This window comes from Pseudomonas sp. LTR0 (genome assembly GCF_036630035.1).
GTDB lineage: Bacteria > Pseudomonadota > Gammaproteobacteria > Pseudomonadales > Pseudomonadaceae > Aquipseudomonas > Aquipseudomonas putida_Y.
In genome coordinates this window covers 229,301-246,577 of record NZ_CP123734.1, presented here as the reverse complement: position 1 = coordinate 246,577, position 17,277 = coordinate 229,301, and the positions used below count along the sequence as shown (strand labels likewise).

At 62.6% G+C, this 17,277-nt stretch carries 16 protein-coding genes; 9 read left to right on the top strand and 7 right to left on the bottom strand.

Features of this window, described 5'->3' with window-relative positions; translation table 11 throughout:
- Positions 1-35: 35 nt before the first annotated feature.
- Complete coding sequence (locus QCL51_RS01105; RefSeq protein WP_021782615.1) at positions 36-1,706, top strand: FMN-binding glutamate synthase family protein; 1,671 nt, start codon at positions 36-38, stop codon at positions 1,704-1,706.
- Positions 1,707-1,857: 151 nt separating this feature from the next.
- On the opposite strand, the gene QCL51_RS01100 is transcribed toward QCL51_RS01105, so the two are convergent.
- The 3 genes from QCL51_RS01100 to aguA form a co-directional block, all read right to left on the bottom strand.
- The gene (locus QCL51_RS01100; RefSeq protein WP_176683635.1) at positions 1,858-3,177 is read right to left on the bottom strand and encodes an OprD family porin; all 1,320 of its coding nucleotides are present in this window, start codon (positions 3,175-3,177) and stop codon (positions 1,858-1,860) included.
- Between the two features lie 695 nt (positions 3,178-3,872).
- Positions 3,873-4,070, bottom strand: coding sequence for a hypothetical protein (locus tag QCL51_RS01095; protein WP_080671093.1), 198 nt, complete (start codon positions 4,068-4,070; stop codon positions 3,873-3,875).
- A gap of 192 nt (positions 4,071-4,262) precedes the next feature.
- Complete coding sequence (gene aguA, locus QCL51_RS01090) at positions 4,263-5,369, bottom strand: agmatine deiminase (protein WP_021782613.1); 1,107 nt, start codon at positions 5,367-5,369, stop codon at positions 4,263-4,265.
- Between the two features lie 277 nt (positions 5,370-5,646).
- Between aguA and rfbC the strand changes: the two genes are divergently transcribed.
- From rfbC to QCL51_RS01070, 4 genes are read left to right on the top strand one after another with little or no spacing between them, the layout of a single operon-like run.
- Positions 5,647-6,192 carry a dTDP-4-dehydrorhamnose 3,5-epimerase gene (gene rfbC, locus QCL51_RS01085; protein ID WP_021782612.1) on the top strand — a complete coding sequence of 182 codons (546 nt, stop codon included), beginning with the start codon at positions 5,647-5,649 and terminating at the stop codon, positions 6,190-6,192.
- Positions 6,193-6,234: 42 nt separating this feature from the next.
- Positions 6,235-8,049 carry an ATP-binding protein gene (locus QCL51_RS01080; RefSeq protein ID WP_021782611.1) on the top strand — a complete coding sequence of 605 codons (1,815 nt, stop codon included), beginning with the start codon at positions 6,235-6,237 and terminating at the stop codon, positions 8,047-8,049.
- Entirely contained in the window at positions 8,046-9,452 is a 1,407-nt protein-coding gene (locus tag QCL51_RS01075; protein WP_103443309.1) for a sigma-54 dependent transcriptional regulator, read from the top strand. Before QCL51_RS01080 ends, QCL51_RS01075 begins: the two co-directional genes overlap by 4 nt.
- A complete protein-coding gene (locus tag QCL51_RS01070; protein ID WP_103443308.1) occupies positions 9,452-9,907 on the top strand; it encodes a YiiD C-terminal domain-containing protein in 456 nt (151 codons plus the stop codon). Before QCL51_RS01075 ends, QCL51_RS01070 begins: the two co-directional genes overlap by 1 nt.
- A 160-nt stretch (positions 9,908-10,067) precedes the next feature.
- On the opposite strand, the gene cysQ is transcribed toward QCL51_RS01070, so the two are convergent.
- Together cysQ and nudE are read right to left on the bottom strand one after the other, a co-directional pair.
- A complete protein-coding gene (gene cysQ / locus QCL51_RS01065) occupies positions 10,068-10,886 on the bottom strand; it encodes a 3'(2'),5'-bisphosphate nucleotidase CysQ (RefSeq protein ID WP_103443307.1) in 819 nt (272 codons plus the stop codon).
- A complete protein-coding gene (gene nudE / locus QCL51_RS01060) occupies positions 10,883-11,449 on the bottom strand; it encodes an ADP compounds hydrolase NudE (protein ID WP_003255794.1) in 567 nt (188 codons plus the stop codon). The genes cysQ and nudE overlap by 4 nt, the downstream gene beginning before the upstream one ends.
- 64 nt (positions 11,450-11,513) lie before the next feature.
- Between nudE and yrfG the strand changes: the two genes are divergently transcribed.
- Positions 11,514-12,176 carry a GMP/IMP nucleotidase gene (yrfG, locus tag QCL51_RS01055; protein ID WP_103443306.1) on the top strand — a complete coding sequence of 221 codons (663 nt, stop codon included), beginning with the start codon at positions 11,514-11,516 and terminating at the stop codon, positions 12,174-12,176.
- Positions 12,177-12,275: 99 nt separating this feature from the next.
- Here yrfG and lysM read toward each other — a convergent pair whose 3' ends face one another.
- On the bottom strand, positions 12,276-12,716 hold the full coding sequence (gene lysM, locus QCL51_RS01050) for a peptidoglycan-binding protein LysM (protein ID WP_021782607.1): 441 nt from the start codon (positions 12,714-12,716) through the stop codon (positions 12,276-12,278).
- Positions 12,717-12,889: 173 nt separating this feature from the next.
- On the opposite strand from lysM, the gene fdhD reads away from it, so the two are divergent.
- The 3 genes from fdhD to QCL51_RS01035 all read left to right on the top strand — a co-directional run bounded on the left by fdhD (position 12,890) and on the right by QCL51_RS01035 (position 16,747).
- On the top strand, positions 12,890-13,720 hold the full coding sequence (gene fdhD / locus QCL51_RS01045; RefSeq protein WP_021782606.1) for a formate dehydrogenase accessory sulfurtransferase FdhD: 831 nt from the start codon (positions 12,890-12,892) through the stop codon (positions 13,718-13,720).
- A gap of 5 nt (positions 13,721-13,725) precedes the next feature.
- Complete coding sequence (locus QCL51_RS01040; RefSeq protein WP_021782605.1) at positions 13,726-16,071, top strand: FdhF/YdeP family oxidoreductase; 2,346 nt, start codon at positions 13,726-13,728, stop codon at positions 16,069-16,071.
- Positions 16,072-16,267: 196 nt separating this feature from the next.
- Positions 16,268-16,747, top strand: coding sequence for a glycine zipper domain-containing protein (locus QCL51_RS01035; protein WP_274101471.1), 480 nt, complete (start codon positions 16,268-16,270; stop codon positions 16,745-16,747).
- A gap of 53 nt (positions 16,748-16,800) precedes the next feature.
- Here QCL51_RS01035 and QCL51_RS01030 read toward each other — a convergent pair whose 3' ends face one another.
- A complete protein-coding gene (locus QCL51_RS01030; protein WP_176683646.1) occupies positions 16,801-17,241 on the bottom strand; it encodes a thioesterase family protein in 441 nt (146 codons plus the stop codon).
- Positions 17,242-17,277 lie beyond the last annotated feature (36 nt).

The following is a 17,277-nucleotide window of genomic DNA, read 5'->3' as shown; positions in this document are numbered from 1 at the left end:
ATCCTATGCCCGGTCATCCTGCCTGCGATGGACCCATGAAACACTCTCTTCCCAGCCGCTACGCCTGCTTCGTACTCTGCCTTGTCTTCACCTTCGCCAGCCTGCCCCTGCTGTCCCAGCATGCCTGGCTGTGGCCGGTAACGCTGATCACCGCGCTGCTCAGCCTGGTCGGCCTTAATGACCTGCGTCAAAGCCACCATGCGGTGCGACGCAACTACCCGATCCTGGGCAATATCCGTTACCTGATCGAAACCATCCGCCCGGAAATCCGCCAGTACCTGATCGAAGGTGACGACGACAAGCTGCCGTTCTCCCGTTCGCAACGCTCGCTGGTCTACGCCCGCGCCAAGAACGAAAGCGCCGAGAAAGCGTTCGGCACACTCAACGACGCCTACAAACCTGGTTTCGAGTTCATCAGCCATTCCATGCTACCGGTGGCCACGCCGGACCCTGCCTCGTTCCGCATTGCCATCGGCGGGCCGCAATGCCGAATGCCCTACTCGGCCTCGATCTTCAACATCTCGGCGATGAGTTTCGGCGCCCTCAGCGCCAACGCCATCGCTGCACTCAACCGCGGCGCGCGCATGGGCCGGTTTGCCCATGACACTGGCGAAGGCAGCATCAGTCCGTACCACCGTGAACACGGCGGCGACCTGATCTGGGAAATTGGCAGCGGCTACTTCGGCTGCCGCACCGAGGACGGTCGTTTCGATCCACAGCGCTTCGCCGAACAGGCCCGTTCGGCACAGGTGAAGATGATCGAGATCAAGCTCAGCCAGGGCGCCAAGCCTGGCCACGGCGGCATTTTACCGGGGCACAAGGTCAGCCCCGAAATTGCCGAGACCCGTGGCGTACGCGCCGGCGAGGACTGCATCTCGCCGGCGGCGCACAGCGCATTCCGCACACCAGTGGAGTTGCTGCATTTCGTAGCCAGCCTGCGCGAGCTTTCAGGCGGCAAGCCCGTGGGCTTCAAGTTCTGCCTGGGCCACCCCTGGGAGTTCATGGGCATTGCCAAGGCTATGCTCGCCACCGGCATCACTCCTGACTTCATCGTTGTCGACGGCAAGGAAGGCGGCACCGGCGCGGCACCTCGCGAGTTCAGCGACAACATGGGCGTGCCAATGCGCGAAGGCCTGATGTTCGTGCACAACACGTTGGTCGGCCTGAACCTGCGCTCCAGCATCCGCATTGGTGCGGCGGGCAAGATCGTCAGCGCCTTCGACATTGCCAGCGTTTTGGCCATCGGCGCTGACTGGGTCAACTCGGCACGCGGTTTCATGTTTGCCATTGGCTGCATTCAGTCGCAGAGCTGCCACACCAACAAGTGCCCGACCGGCGTGGCCACCCAAGACCCTCTGCGCCAGCGTGCCCTGGTGGTGCCAGACAAAGCCGAGCGGGTGGCCAGCTTCCACCGCAACACACTGCACGCGCTGGCCGAGATGTTGGCTGCCGCAGGCCTGGAGCACCCTTCGGAGCTCAGGCCCAAGCACCTGGCACGGCGCATCAGCCCCAGCGAAATCGGGTTGTTTTCAGACTTGCACACATTCCTAAAGCCGGGCGAGCTACTCAGTGGCTCGATCGAAAGCGAGTTTTATGCACGGATGTGGCGGATGGCGCGTAGCGACAGCTTTGCACCGGAGACGGGGGACACTGCAACACGAACTGTGGCATCAAGACTGCGCCACGAAGAGACTGAACCTGCATGACAAACATGACTGGGGCTGCCCTGCAGCCCTTCGCGGGCGTGCCCGCTCCCACAATTTGCAGCGCCATCGAAGGCGGCGCTTTACCTGTGGGAGCGGGCAAGCCCGCGAAGGGCCGCAGCGCGGCCCCAGCTTTCATGCAAAGAACTGCGGATCAGAAGATGCTGATCGGGTACTCGACGAATACGCGGACTTCGTTGCCGTCGTCGTTGTAACCGTTCTGCTGCACGGCGTTGTTGGTACGCAAGAACGAGCTACGCAGTTTGATGGACAGGTCCTTGGCCGGGCCGTCCTGCACCACGTAACGGATCTGGTTGAAGATCTCGCGCTCTTTACCTTCGCCGAAGCCTTGCGGGTTGGCGACGTTACGGGTGTTGATGTTGTCACCCACCACGTAGGCCAGCTTGTAGGTCAGGCCCGGAATGCCATAGGCACCGAAGTCCAGGCCGTAGCCCAGCTGCCAGGAGCGCTCGTCTTCGGCGTTGAAGTCGGACCAGTACGAGTTGGCCAGGTAGATGGTGGAACCACCGTCACCCACGCCACCGGCGTTCTGGTAGAAGCCGTAGTTGTAGCCCGTGCTGCCGGTGCTGCGCTGGTGAGCGAGGGTGAACGAGTGCGCACCGTACGCATAGGTGGCTGCAAGGCTCCAGATGGTGTTGGAGTCGCCGTTCAGGCCTGCGGCTTTTACGTACTTGTTGTTGATATCCGACTTGTAGCCGTTGAAGTCCAGGGTCAGGGACTGGTCGCTGGCGATCGGGAAGACGTAGTTCAAGCCCAGGTAGTGCTTCTTCATAACGTCTTCGTTGTCGGCGGTGTACAGCGAAGCGGTGAAGTTGTCGGTGAACTTGTAGCTGGCACCGAAGACGTTGATCGACTTCAGGCCACCACCATCACGGCGCTCGGCGCTCTTGCGCGCTTCCTGGGTGAAGCGACCAGCGTTCAGTTCCAGACCCTGGATCTCTTTGGAGGTGATCAGGGTACCGGTGAAGCTTTCTGGCAACAGACGTGCATCGTCGTACTGCAGCACTGGCAGTGCTGGCATCTGGTCACCGTACTTAAGCACGGTGTTGGAAATGCGGAATTTCACTGCAGCACCACCACGGGCCAGGTTGTGCGGCGAACTGGCGTTGCCTTCGGCATTGGTGGTTTCGTGCGGTTTGAAGAAGTCGACGCCGCCGCCACCGTTGTGACCTTTGCCGCCATCTAGGCGCACGGCGTACAGGCCAAATGCGTCAACACCGACGCCAACGGTGCCCTGGGTGAAGCCGGAGGAGAAGTTGGCAATGAACGCCTGGCCCCATTCGATCTGGTCGTCGGTGCCATGCTTCTTGTCACGGTTGATGTAGGCGTTACGCAGAAGGACGTTGGCGTGGCTGTCCTCAATGAAGCCCTTGCTGTCAGCCTGGTCATTGGCCTGAGCCTGGGTCGCGGCGATCATCGCCAGGGCGACCAGGCTGATCCTGGTTTTCAACATGTTGTTTTCCTTATTTCTTAATCAAAAACGCGCTGCAATATGACGCCAGGAACCAACGCCCCTTCGTAGGTTCGACGCTATGCGGATCCAGCCGGGCGGGCCTACCGGTAAGCTCACGGCGGCCCTCGGCAGCAGCCTGGCCAATACCATGGCCAGCAGGCGTTGGCCGAATCCTAGCCGCGCGCGATTACAAATGTCAAAAAGTCGTGAAATGCAGGTTTATATGACCAAAATTACCGGCCTATCTGGTGCATTTCCATGCAAGCTTGCGCTATCAGCAGATAATTTATCTTGTGTGGGAAATTGCCTTTTGATCGAACGGACAATTTCCTGAGGGCAGGGTCAGCAAGTCTCCGGAGCAAGATCGCCGCTCGACCATCGAAGCGCAGGCCGGCAGCACAATGGTCCGATGACGGTGTCCGACGGAGTATCGGACCCATGACTGGGATGATCGGGGGTATTGAGCAACATTGCCGACAAGACCTATTACAGCTCGGCGACCGGCGCGGCGCAGTTTGAAGTGGGGGGCCGCGTAGCCTGATAGTGACAGGTAGCTACAGCTTCTGATGTTTGTTGGCTGTACCTGCCTCTTCGCGGGCACGCCCGCTCCCACATGATCACCACATGTTTCAAAACCTGTGAAATATCTGTGGGAGCGGGCATGCCCGCGAAGAGGCAGGTACAGCTGCAATCAATCAGTGCCACACCGCCATCAGCGCCTGCATCTCTGCTTCGCTGATCAAACCTTGGGGGTATCGCCCGGCAAGCAGACGTCGTGGGTCGGTCGTCCTGACCCTGATGCTTCCATGGTGTTTCAACCACTTCGCCACAAGCCTGAGCGATTGGCGATCAACTGCCGATGGGCGCAAAGCCGACTCACTTGCTGCGTTCATGTCTACACGTACTCCCTGGCCCGTGAGTGGCTAATTTACGTAGTTATTGTTACAGATCCGAGGCGCGGCCTGGCCGTGCAACCTCGCTATCTGTTTGAAAAACAATACAAAACGTATGCCAGCTCGGCCTCCGGGCGTCGCCCGCGCAAAAAAAGGCCCGTCATACGACGGGCCTCTTTATTCATCACGCGTTCAGCGCTTGATCGGCGCCGGCTGCTGTTGGGTCAGGCAGTGAATGTTGCCGCCACCCAAAAGCAGCTCGCGGCCCGGGATCATCACCACCTCGTGGTCGGGGAAGATCCTTGCCAGGATCGCTCTGGCTTCGGCATCTGCCGGGTCGTCGAAGCTTGGGGCAATGATGCCACCGTTGACGATCAGGAAGTTCACGTACGAACCCGCCAGACGCACCGAAGGGTCACGTTCCTGGCTGCCGGCGACCTGGTCGACACCGGCGCACTCTTCGGCAGTGGCGAACAGCGGGCCCGGGATCGGCATCTTGTGCACGATGAACTCGCGGCCCTTGGCGTCGCGGGTGTTCTTCAGCACATCCATGGCCGCGTGGCAGCGCGCATAGTTGGGGTCGTTGGAATCATCGGTCCAGGCCAGTAACACTTCACCCGGGCGCACGTAACAGCAGAAATTGTCGACATGGCCGTCGGTTTCGTCGTTGTACAAGCCATCCGGCAGCCACACCACGGTGTCGACTGCCAAGTGATCGCGCAGCACCGCTTCGATCTGCTCGCGGCTCAGGTGCGGGTTGCGGTTGCGATTGAGCAGGCATTCCTCAGTGGTGATCACGGTGCCTTCACCGTCTACGTGGATCGAACCACCTTCAAGCACAAAGCCTTCGGTCTGGTAGCGCTGGCAGCGCTCCATTTCCAGCACCTTGGCGGCCAGTTCCTCGTCGCGGTTCCAGGGTGCGTACAGGCCACCATCAAAGCCGCCCCAGGCATTGAAGCCCCAATCTACACCGCGCACTTCGCCATGGTCGTTGATGACGAAGGTCGGGCCGGTGTCACGCACCCACGCATCGTCGTTGCTGATTTCAACCACACGAATGTTCGGCTGGTCGAGTTGGCGTCGAGCGTTTTCGTACTGGCCGGCGGAGACTGCGACGGTCACAGGTTCGAAACGGGCAATGGCCTTGGCCAGGGTTACGTGGGCAGCCTGCGCCGGCTTGCCGCCCAGGCGCCAGTTGTCCGGGCGCTCCGGCCAGACCATCCATACCTGAGTTTGCGGGGCCCACTCGGCGGGCATGTGGAAACCATCGGCACGGGGCGTGGAGTTGAGGGTTTTCATGGGTGACCTCTGTGATGGCCCTGAGCCGGGTGTGCTGGGGCGTTTGTCAATTTATAACCGATATATATCGATATTTAAAGCCTGGAATCCTAAGAATTTGCTGCCTCATGGCGAACTTAAATCGATAACAATCGGCAATCGTTAGGGCTGGTCTGGTTAAAGGAACTGCCTGCCGTCTACCATAGCCATCCCTTATGCATCCTGTTACAGCTACGCGCGGAAATTTCCGGCAAGGCCGACTAGGGTCAATACTTGAGCGACGGGCCAGCGAGCCGCTATGAACATCATCCCTACAGCAATACCTGAAGTACTGATCATCGAGCCAAAGGTGTTCGCTGACAGCCGTGGTTTCTTCTTCGAGGCATTCAATGCCCGTGAGTTCTCACAGCAAACCGGCGTGAACGTGGAGTTCGTTCAGGACAACCACTCGCGCTCCATCAAGGGCGTGCTCCGTGGGCTGCACTACCAGGTGGCAAACACCCAGGGCAAGCTGGTGCGCGTGGTGCACGGGGAAATCCGCGATATCGCCGTGGACGTGCGCAAAAGCTCGCCAACATTCGGCAAATGGGTCGCGGTGCACCTGTCGGCCGACAACCATCGCCAGCTGTGGATTCCACCTGGCTTCGCCCACGGTTTTGCGGTGATGAGTGAATCGGCCGAGTTCCTCTACAAGACCACCGACTACTACAACCCGGGTGCTGACCGCTGTATCCGCTGGGACGACCCCCAGCTGGACATCGACTGGGGGCTGCAGCAGCCACCGCTGTTATCGGACAAGGACAAGGTGGGCCTGACATTGGCAGAGGCGGAACTGCTGCCTTAACTAGCGCATAATTGCGTCAGACTTTTCTGGCGCATTTACGTGATGATTGCAAAACCCACGCCCCCACGCCGTCCCCGCTGGCGCAGCCTGGCCCTGCTGGCGCTGAGCCTGGCTCCATTGCTGTGGCCCCTGCATCACTTGGCCGAGCGCTATTACCAGGATGAGCTGGCCTCGCAGAACCGCCAGACACTCGACCTGTATGTCGCCAACCTGCTCGGCACCCTGCACCGCTACGAGACCTTGCCGCAAATTCTCGGCGACCTACCGGCGCTGCGTGGCGTGCTGGCCGACCCGTTCCGCCTGGAAGCGGTGACCAACGCCAACCGCCTGCTCAAGGACATCGTGCAACAGACCGGTGCCGAGGTGATGTACCTGATGGACGTCAGCGGCAACACTTTGGCCGCCTCGAACTGGGACAAGCACGACACCTTCGTCGGGCGAAACTTCGCCTTCCGCCCCTACTTCAACGAAGCCATGGCCGGCCATCTGGGCCGCTTCTTCGGCCAGGGCACCACCTCGGCCAAGCGCGGCTACTTCTTTGCCGCGGCCGTGCGGGACCGCGAGCGGATCGTCGGTGTGCTGGTGGTCAAGGTCGATCTCGACCACACCGAAACCCTGTGGGGCCGTACACCCGAGCAGCTGTTGCTGACCGATCACAATGGCGTGGTCATCCTGACGTCGCGGCCCGACTGGCGCTTCCGTGCTACCCGCACGCTGACCGACGCCGAGCGCCAGGCCATCATCGCCATCCAGCCCTATCCGACCCAGGCCCCACAGCCACTGGTTCTCAACCCGCAGGCCTGGATCACACAGACCCGCGACATCAAGGAAACCGGCTGGCAAGTCAGCATCCTCGCCCCGCGCACGCTGGTTGATCGCTCGGTGCAGACGGTAATGGCCATAGGTGCCGGTACGCTGTTGGTACTGATGCTGCTGGCCGGTCTGGTGATGCAACGGCGGCGCCATTACATCGACCGCATCGACTTCGAAGCCCGTGGCCGCCAGGAACTGGAAAAGCGCGTGGCCGAACGTACCGCCGACCTTGAAGGCCTGAACACCCGCCTGAAAAATGCCGTGCTGGAGCGCGAAAACGCTCAGCAGGAGGCAGTGCGTGCGCAGGACGAACTGGTGCAGGCCGGCAAGCTGTCGGTGCTCGGCACCATGTCGGCCAGTATCAGCCATGAGCTGAACCAGCCTCTGGCCGCCATCCGCAGCTACGCGGAGAACGCCGAGATCCTGCTCGACCACCAACGTACCGAAGACGCCCGCGGCAACCTCAAGCTGATCGGCGAACTGACAGGGCGCATGGCCTCGATCATTGCCCACTTGCGTGCCTTCGCCCGTCGTGACCGCCATGCCCCAGAGAGCGTGGCCCTGCAGCCGGCCCTGGACGATGCCCTGGCGCTGCTGGCCAAGCGCCGCCGGGCGATGGCCGTAGAGCTGATACGCGACCTGCCGGAAGCTACCTTGTGGGTACAGGCCGGCGAGACCCGCTTGCGCCAAGTGCTAGGCAACCTGCTGGCCAATGCCCTCGACGCCCTGACCGAAAAAGCCAATCCGCGCCGCCTGTGGCTAAGTGCCGAGCAGCGTGATGACTGCGTCTACCTGTACATCCGTGACAATGGCCCCGGTTTCAGCCGCCAGGCTCTGGAGCATGCCAAGGAGCCGTTCTTCACCACCAAGACCCGTACACAGGGCCTGGGCCTGGGCCTGGCCATCTGTGAAAGCCTGATGCGCGCCCTGGGCGGTGAACTGCTGCTGGCCAACCACCCGGAAGGTGGCGCAATGCTGACCCTCCAGCTGCGTGTGGCCGCGTCTGGCGCTACTTTGCCCAATTCGGAGGACCCCTCGGCATGACCACCGAGACACTGATCGACAGCCGAGCCCAGGTCATCCTGGTGGACGATGACCCCCACCTGCGCCAAGCCTTGAGCCAGACCCTGGACCTGGCCGGGCTCAAGGTAGTCGCCCTGGCCGAAGCTCAAGGCCTGGCCGAGCGTATCGAGGCCGACTGGCCAGGCGTGGTGGTCAGCGACATCCGCATGCCGGGCATCGATGGCCTGCAGTTGCTGGAACAACTGCACGGCCGTGACAGCGAGCTGCCGGTGCTGCTGATTACCGGCCATGGCGATGTGCCGCTGGCGGTGCAGGCGATGCGCGCCGGGGCTTATGACTTCCTGGAAAAACCCTTTGCCACAGACGCCCTGCTCGACAGCGTACGCCGCGCCCTGGCCTTGCGCCGGCTGGTGCTGGACAACCGTAGCCTGCGTCTGGCTCTGAGCGACCGCCAGCAACTGGCAACCCGCCTGGTCGGCCATTCACCGGCCATGCTGCGCCTGCGCGAGCAGATCGGCGCCTTGGCCGGCACCCGTGCCGATGTGTTGATTCTGGGTGAGACCGGCGCTGGCAAAGAGGTGGTGGCTCGCGCCCTTCACGACCTGTCCAGTCGCAGCGAAGGGCCGTTCGTGGCGATCAACGCCGGCGCGCTGGCCGAGTCGGTGGTCGAGAGCGAGCTGTTCGGCCACGAGCCCGGTGCGTTTACCGGCGCGCAGAAGCGCCGTATCGGCAAGTTCGAATTTGCCAACGGCGGCACGCTGTTCCTCGACGAAATCGAGAGCATGAGCCTGGATGTGCAAGTGAAGTTGCTGCGCATGCTGCAGGAGCGGGTTGTCGAACGCCTGGGCGGCAACCAGTTGATCCCGCTGGATATCCGCATCATAGCCGCCACCAAGGAAGACCTGCGTCAGTCTGCCGACCAAGGGCGATTCCGCGCGGACCTGTATTACCGCCTGAACGTGGCGCCGCTGCGTATTCCGCCACTGCGCGAACGCGGGGACGACATATTGGTGTTGTTCCAGCATTTCGCCGATGCTGCCAGCCAACGCCATGGCCTGTCGCCGCATGCGCTGCAGCCAGCGCAACGCGCCCTGCTGCTGCGTCATGACTGGCCAGGTAACGTCCGCGAGCTACAGAACGCCGCCGAGCGTTTCGCCCTTGGCCTGGAACTGGCACTGGATGGCCAGGCACCCTCGGCAGCAGCACCGGCAGCTCCCATGCTGAGCGGCAACCTCAGCGAGCAGGTCGAGCAGTTCGAACGTTCGCTGATCGCTGCCGAACTGGCCCAGCCACACAGCTCCATGCGGAGCCTGGCCGAAGCACTGGGTATCCCCCGCAAAACCCTGCATGACAAGCTGCGCAAGCACGGCTTGAACTTCGACGGCGGTAGCGGCGGGCATGATGATCAAGAGGACAACCGTTAATGAGCACCGATAGTCAGTACCTGCAGTCCGTACTGCACAGCGACATCCCCCTGACCCGCGAAATGGGCCTGGAAGTGATCGATTGGCAGCAGCACACCCTGCGCCTGCAACTGCCGCTGGCGGCCAACGTCAACCACAAAAGCACCATGTTCGGTGGCAGCCTGTACTGCGCAGCAGTGCTGGTGGGTTGGGGCTGGCTGCACCTGCGCCTGCGTGAGCTGGGGATCGATGACGGGCACATCGTTATCCAGGAAGGGCAGATCAGCTACCCGTTGCCAGTGACCGGTACGGCAGTGGCGCGTTGTGCAGCGCCCGACGAAAAGACCTGGGAGCGATTCCTGGCCCTGTACCAGCGGCGTGGGCGGGCACGGTTGACGTTGGAGACCACGGTGAGCAATGACGGCAGTGACGAGCCGGCGGTGAGGTTCAGCGGCCAGTACGTCTTGCACCGCTAGCCCAGCAGCCGCTGAAAGCAACCGCGCTGCACAAACCCCAAAGGCTGGCGCAAAACCTGTTGGAGCGGGCAGGCCCGCGAACACCGGCGAAGCCGGTGCCCCGCACCGCGGTGCATGCTTCCCGGGCTCGCCCGCTCCCACAGGGTAGGGTGAGACTCCGTCAAATCAGGTTCAGGAAGGCCTGGCGCCATGCAGCATTGGCGGGCAATGCCAGGAAATACGGGTTAAGCAACGACTCGCGCGGCGGATACCGGAATGGCAAGCCATCCAGCCCGATCACCTCGCCGCAGGCCCCTTCCACCACGCCCTGCGCCGCTGCAGTATCCCACTGCGAAGTCGGCGCCAGGCGCGGATAACAATCGGCGCTGCCCTCGGCCAACAGGCAGAACTTCAACGAGCTGCCGATATTTGCCAGCTCCAGCTCTCCCACCGCAGCCCCAAGCCCGGACAACAGCGCTTCCTGTTCCGCGCTGGAGTGCCGACGGCTGGCAACCACGGTAAAACGCTCGCCCTCCGGTGGTGCGATGCGTACCTGGATCGGTTGGGCGGCCTCGCCAGCATCAGCACGCCAGGCACCCAGGCCGCGCCCACCGAAGTAGCAGCGCCCATTGGTCGGCATCGACACTACGCCAAACACCACTTCGCCGTTCTCGACCAGGGCGATGTTGACTGTGAATTCCTCACTGCCAGCAATGAACTCCTTGGTGCCATCCAGCGGGTCGACCAGCCACCAGCGGCTCCAGCGTTGGCGCTCGGCCAGCGGAATATTGCAGTCCTCTTCGGACAGCACCGGAATCTGTGGCGCCAGCGCCAGCAGGCCATCGGCAATTACCCGGTGTGCCGCCAGGTCGGCGGCGGTAACCGGCGAATCGTCGGCCTTGCTGGTCACCGCGACATCGGCGCGCCAGAATGGCAGGATTGCCTCGCCTGCCGTCAGCGCCAGCTTGACCACTTCGTGCATCAGTTGCAGGTCGTTCATAGCTCCAGCAGCCCCCGCTGAATCAGCAGGTCACGGGCCAGGTACAGCGCCGCCAAGGCGCGCCCCTCGGTGAACTGCGGATGCATGGCCAAGGCCGACAATTCACGCAGGTTGACCTTGTCGACCCGCATCGGCTCGGGCTCATCGCCTTCCAGGCGCTCTTCGTACAGGTCGCTGGCCAGCACCACCTGAATCTTCTGGCTCATGTAGCCCGGTGACAACGACAGTTCCGTCAGGTGCTCCAACTGGCGCGCGCCAAAACCGGCTTCTTCCTTGAGCTCCCGGTCGGCTGCCGCCAGCACGTCTTCGCCCGGCTCGATCAGGCCCTTGGGCAACGACAGCTCGTATTCATCCGTGCCCCCGCAGTATTCCTCCACCAGCACGGCGTGCTCGGCGTCGAGCATGGCCACGATCATCACCGCGCCGTAGCCGTTACCCCGGCCCACCAGGCGCTCATAGGTGCGCTCGGCGCCATTGCTGAAGCGCAACTGTACGGCTTCGACGCGGAACAGCCGGCTGCTGGCGACAATTTCGCGGCTGAGTACGGTGGGTTTCTGGCGCATGGGGCGGCTCCTTGGCGTGAACGGGTTACTATACCGTGGCTTGCCGACTGATCGAGAGTTTCCCATGCCTGTTCTTCCCTGGTCTGCCATCGATACCGTCCTGCTGGACATGGATGGCACCCTGCTCGACCTGCATTACGACAACCGCTTCTGGCTGGACCACCTGCCTCAGCGCTATGCCGAGCTGCACGGTGTAAGCCGGGCCATGGCGGAAATGGAGCTGCAACCGCTGTTCGAACGCAATGCCGGCACATTGAACTGGTACTGCCTGGACTTCTGGAGCCGCGAGCTACGCCTGCCCATTCGCGAGCTGAAGCGGGAAATTGCCGACCTGATTGCCCTGCGCCCGGATGCCGATACCTTCCTGGCGGCGATTCGCCAGGCCGGCAAGCGTGTAGTGATGATCACCAATGCCCACCGAGACTCGCTGTCGCTGAAGCTGGAACGGGTGGAGCTGGCACCGTACTTCGAGCGGCTGATCAGCTCGCATGACTATGGCTACCCGAAAGAAAGCCCGCAGTTCTGGGATGCCTTGCAGGCGGATATCGGCTTCGAGCCGGGGCGCAGCCTGTTCATCGACGACACGCTGGCGATTCTGCGCAGTGCACGGCGTTTTGGTGTGGGGCACTTGCTGGCGGTGCGCCAGCCCGATAGCCAGGCACAACCACGAGATACCGAAGAGTTTGCAGCGGTCGAGGATTACCGGGCGTTACTGGAAGGCCTGTGAGGCCCCATTCGCGGGCATGCCCGCTTCCCACATTCACTGCTGGCGCTGTAGCTGTGGGAGCGGGCGCGCCCGCGAAGAGGCCTGCACAGACTTTAGCGATCAGTCAGGAATACGCAGCACCTGCCCTGGATAGATCTTGTCCGGGTGCTTGAGCATCGGCTTGTTGGCCTCGAAAATCTTGTTGTACTGGCCGGCATTGCCATACACGACCATGGCAATGGCTGAAAGTGTGTCGCCCGATTTCACAGTGACGAACCTTGCCGCCTGGACTATCGGCCCGGTCACGGTGATCTGGTCCTCGACACTGGCCACGCCACTGATGTTGCCTGCCGCCAGAATGATCTTCTCCTTCTCTTCCTGGCTGGCCACTTCACCCTTGAGGATGATCTTGTCTCCTTCTACAGTGGCGCTAATGTTCGGGTTGCCCAGGCCGACAGCTTCCACGTGTTTCTTAAGCTGCTCTTCGGCATTGGCGTTGCCAGGGGTCAGCAGGTCGATCAACTTCTCGCCGGCTTCCTTCACGAAACTGAACAGGCTCATTGCGCTCTCCTTGTTGACGAAACCTCGGACACAGGAGTCTAGGCCAGCTTTACCACTCTCGCCCTGTGCGACCAATCGACGCGGTCTATCAAGGCATAGACCCTAGCGATTAGACGCCGCCGGCCCGCACGCCTAGGCTTGTGCTATCAGAAAGCCGCCGGTATTCAGCCCCGATGAACAGCAAGCCTCCGGTCTGCGCGGCCTCATCGCCTTTGTCCATGCCAGCCGCCAGCAACACCTACGATTACGTCCAGCTCAGCGATGCCAAACGCGACAGCACCCCGCTGGCCGAGGAAGTGGCCCTGGCCATTGTCTATAACGGCCTCAACCAGGCGGTGATGCTGGTAAGCCCTACCGATCTGGAAGACTTCGCCGTCGGTTTCAGTGTCGGCAGCGGCATTGTCGAAGGCACCGCAGAAATCTACGACCTCAAGCTTTCCGGCAGCGGCGCGGCAATGTACGCCGACCTGGAGATTTCCAGCCGGGCGTTCTGGAACCTGAAAAACCAGCGCCGCCAACTGGCCGGCACCAGTGGTTGCGGCCTGTGCGGGGTCGAAGCCCTGGAGCAGGCGCTGCCAGATCTGGCCGTGTTACCGGGTGCGCCCCTGCCCCCGGCCCAGTGGCTGGTCGGCCTGCGCGAGCGCATCGACGCCTTCCAGCCACTGGGCCAGCATTGCGGCGCCGTGCATGCAGCACTGTTCATGGACCGCCAAGGCGAACTGCTGCTTGGCCGCGAAGACATCGGCCGGCACAACGCCCTCGACAAACTGATCGGCGCCCTGCTGCGACAGCGCATCGACAGCCAGGGCGGCCTGGCGATCGTCACCAGTCGCTGCAGCCTGGAGCTGATCCAGAAGGTGCTGCGTGCCGGCATCCAGACCCTGGTCAGCCTGTCTGCGCCCACCGGCCTTGCCCTGCAATGGGCGCGCAAACACAACCTCAACCTTATCCACTTGCCCAAGCACAGTGCACCGCGGGTCTACAGCCCAGCGGCGGAGTCGTAACAGTCGTGACCTCGTACCAACCTCTTCCGAACAACGCCCCAACCTCCCCCCCTCGCTACAAGCCCTACCACGGCCCCGCCGGCGGTTGGGGCGCACTGCGTAGCGTGGCCAAGGCCTGGGTCGGCAGCGATAACGCGCTGAAGAACATTCGCGCCCTGCTCAAGACCAACCAGAGCGGCGGTTTCGACTGCCCCGGCTGCGCCTGGGGTGATTCGCCAGAAAGCGGCATGGTCAAGTTCTGCGAGAACGGCGCCAAGGCGGTGAACTGGGAAGCTACCAAGCGCCGTGTCGATGCTGCCTTTTTTGCCCGTTACAGTGTCACCTCGCTGCTGCAGCAGAGCGACTATTGGCTGGAGTACCAAGGGCGCCTGACCGAACCGATGGTCTACGACGCATCAAGCGACCGTTACCTGCCGATCAGCTGGGATGCCGCCTTCGCCCTGATCGCCCGCGAGCTGAACAAGCTGGCCAACCCTGACCAGGCCGAGTTCTATACCTCGGGACGTGCCAGCAACGAAGCGGCATACCTGTACCAACTGTTCGTGCGCGCCTACGGCACCAACAACTTCCCTGACTGCTCGAACATGTGCCATGAGGCCAGCGGCGTGGCATTGGGGCAAAGCGTCGGGGTCGGCAAGGGCACTGTCACCTTCGACGACTTCGAGCACGCCGACTCCATTTTTGTCTGGGGCCAGAACCCCGGCACCAACCATCCGCGCATGCTCGACCCATTGCGCGATGCGGTAAAACGTGGCGCCCAGGTGGTGTGCATCAACCCGCTCAAGGAGCGTGGTCTGGAGCGCTTCCAGCACCCCCAGAACCCACTGGAAATGCTGACCAACAGTGACCGCCCGACCAACACCGCTTTCTTCCGCCCAGCCCTGGGTGGCGACATGGCGATGCTGCGCGGCATGGCCAAGTTCGTCCTGCAATGGGAACGTGAAGCCCAGGCCAACGGCGAACCGGCCGTGTTCGATCACGCCTTCATCGCCGAACATGGCCATGGTGTCGACGAGTACCTGGCCGTGGTGGACGCCACGCCGTGGTCGCACATCCAGGCACAGTCCGGCCTCACCTTGGCCGACATCGAACTGGCCGCACGCATGTACTGCCGGGGCAAGCGGGTGATCATGTGCTGGGCGATGGGCATCACCCAACACCGTCATTCGGTGCCGACCATTCAGGAAATCGTCAACCTGCAGATGCTGCGCGGCAACATCGGCGCGCCCGGGGCCGGCCTGTGCCCGGTGCGCGGCCACAGCAACGTGCAGGGCGACCGCACCATGGGCATCAACGAGCGCCCGCCAGAGGCGCTGCTGGATGCCATCGAAAAGCGCTTTGGTTTCCCCGTGCCGCGGCGCAATGGCCACAATACCGTCGAAGCCATTCACGCGATGCTCGATGGCCGGGCCAAGGTTTTCATCGGTCTGGGCGGCAACTTCGCCCAGGCCACACCCGACACTGAGCGTACCGCCCAGGCGCTGCGCAACTGCGAGCTGACCGTGCACATCAGCACCAAGCTCAACCGTAGCCACCTGGTCCATGGCAAGCAGGCACTGATCCTGCCGTGCCTGGGCCGCACCGACATCGACCTGCAGGCCGACGGGCCGCAGGCAGTCACGGTGGAAGACTCGTTCAGCATGGTCCACGCCTCCAACGGCCAACTCAAGCCGCTGTCGACGCAAATGCGCTCGGAGCCTGCGGTGATCGCCGGCATTGCCGCCGCCACGCTGGGCAAACAACCGGTGGACTGGCACTGGCTGGTGGCCGACTACGACCGTATCCGCGACCTGATCGGCGATACCATTGCCGGATTCAGCGGCTTTAATCAGCGCCTGCGTCACCCGGGGGGCTTCTATCTGGGCAACAGCGCGGCCAGCCGCGAATGGGAAACCAGCACCGGCCGCGCCAACTTCAAGGCCAACCTGCTGCCCGACACGCTGCTTGACGAACGCGTACGCGCCAGCGGCCAGTTGCCAGACCTGATCATGCAGTCGATGCGCTCGCACGATCAGTACAACACCACTATCTACGGCCTGGACGACCGCTACCGCGGCGTGCGCGGCCAGCGCGAGGTGCTGTTCGCCAACGAAGCCGACATCATCCGCCTGGGCTTCCAGCCGGGACAGAAGGTCGACATCGTTTCGTTGTGGGGGGATGAGCATGTGCGCCGGGTGCAAGGCTTTACCCTGCTGGCCTTCGACATCCCTGCCGGGCAGGCGGCGGCGTATTACCCGGAGGTGAACCCGCTGGTGCCGCTGGAGAGCATTGGCGTTGGTAGCCATACGCCAACATCGAAGTTCATTGCCATCAAGCTGGAGCGCGCGCGCGACGACGGGCGCATCCTGTAAAAATGAAAAAAGCCCTGTTCCGTGGCGGCTCAGGGCTTTGTCATAAGGGTCTCAGACAGCCTGAAAACGATAAAGTTTCATAGTAAATACAGCTAGTTAGAGAATTGTGTACAACTCGTGTTACTCGTCGGATTTCCGTTGCCAGCCACGCCTCTTAGCCTCAAATTCGCCTCGTCATCCCTATGAGGCTCTCTCGATGAAGAAGTACTCCTCGATTCTGTTGTTGTCTTTCAGCTTGCTCAGCGGCGTTGCCATGGCAGGCGGCACCACCGAGGCCGGCATTGGCGGCGCACTGGGTGGGGTACTGGGTTCTGTCGTGGGCCAGTCCATTGGCGGTAGCACAGGTGGCGCGATCGGCGCAGGCCTGGGCGGCGCAGCCGGCAGTGCGGTAGGTGCCGACAAGCACCAGCGCGGTGAAGCAGCCATCGGTGGCGCATTGGGCGCCGCTGGCGGTAACGTGGTCGGCCGCTCTGTCGGCGGCACCACTGGTAGCTACATTGGCGCAGCAGCCGGCGGTGGCGCCGGTGGTGCACTGGGTAACTACATGGGCAACAAGGCCGACGAAGACGAGCGCCATGAGAATCGCCGCTACCGTCGCGACTACGACGGCCGTCGTCACTGGGACCGTGGCCACCACTACGGCCACCGCAAGCACAAGCGCCACTGGCGCGACTAACGCCTGAGGGCCCTGCCCCGGCAACAAAACCCCGCCCCTGCCAGCGGGGTTTTTTATGCCTGTCGCTCCAGCACAAGGCCGGACAGGATCACCTGCAGCGCCTCTGGCAACGCCACAGGCCGGCCGCTGGCGCGCTCGATGAACACCTGCACCACCGTGCCTGCCGCGCACGCGTCCGGCTCGCCCGGACGGTACAGCGCCAGCCGGTACTCAACCGTGCTGCCCGCCAGGCGCGTCACTCCCAGCCCCACCTCCAACAAGTCCGGGAAGCCCGGCAGCGCGTAAAAATCCGCAGCCGAACTGACCACGAAGGCGGCCAGTTCACCGTGTCGCAGATCCAGTTCGGCCTGCTCGACGAGAAATGCCTGTATCGCGGTTTCGAAGAAGCCGTGCACCGTTGCACCGGCGATGTGGCCGTTCAGGTCGTTGTCCTGGGGGCGGGTGAGGATCGGGTGGAAGTGGGAGAAGGCAGTGCGCTGAGGGGCTTCGGTCATCTGGCTGACTCTTGTCTTCGCAATGGATGCTGACAG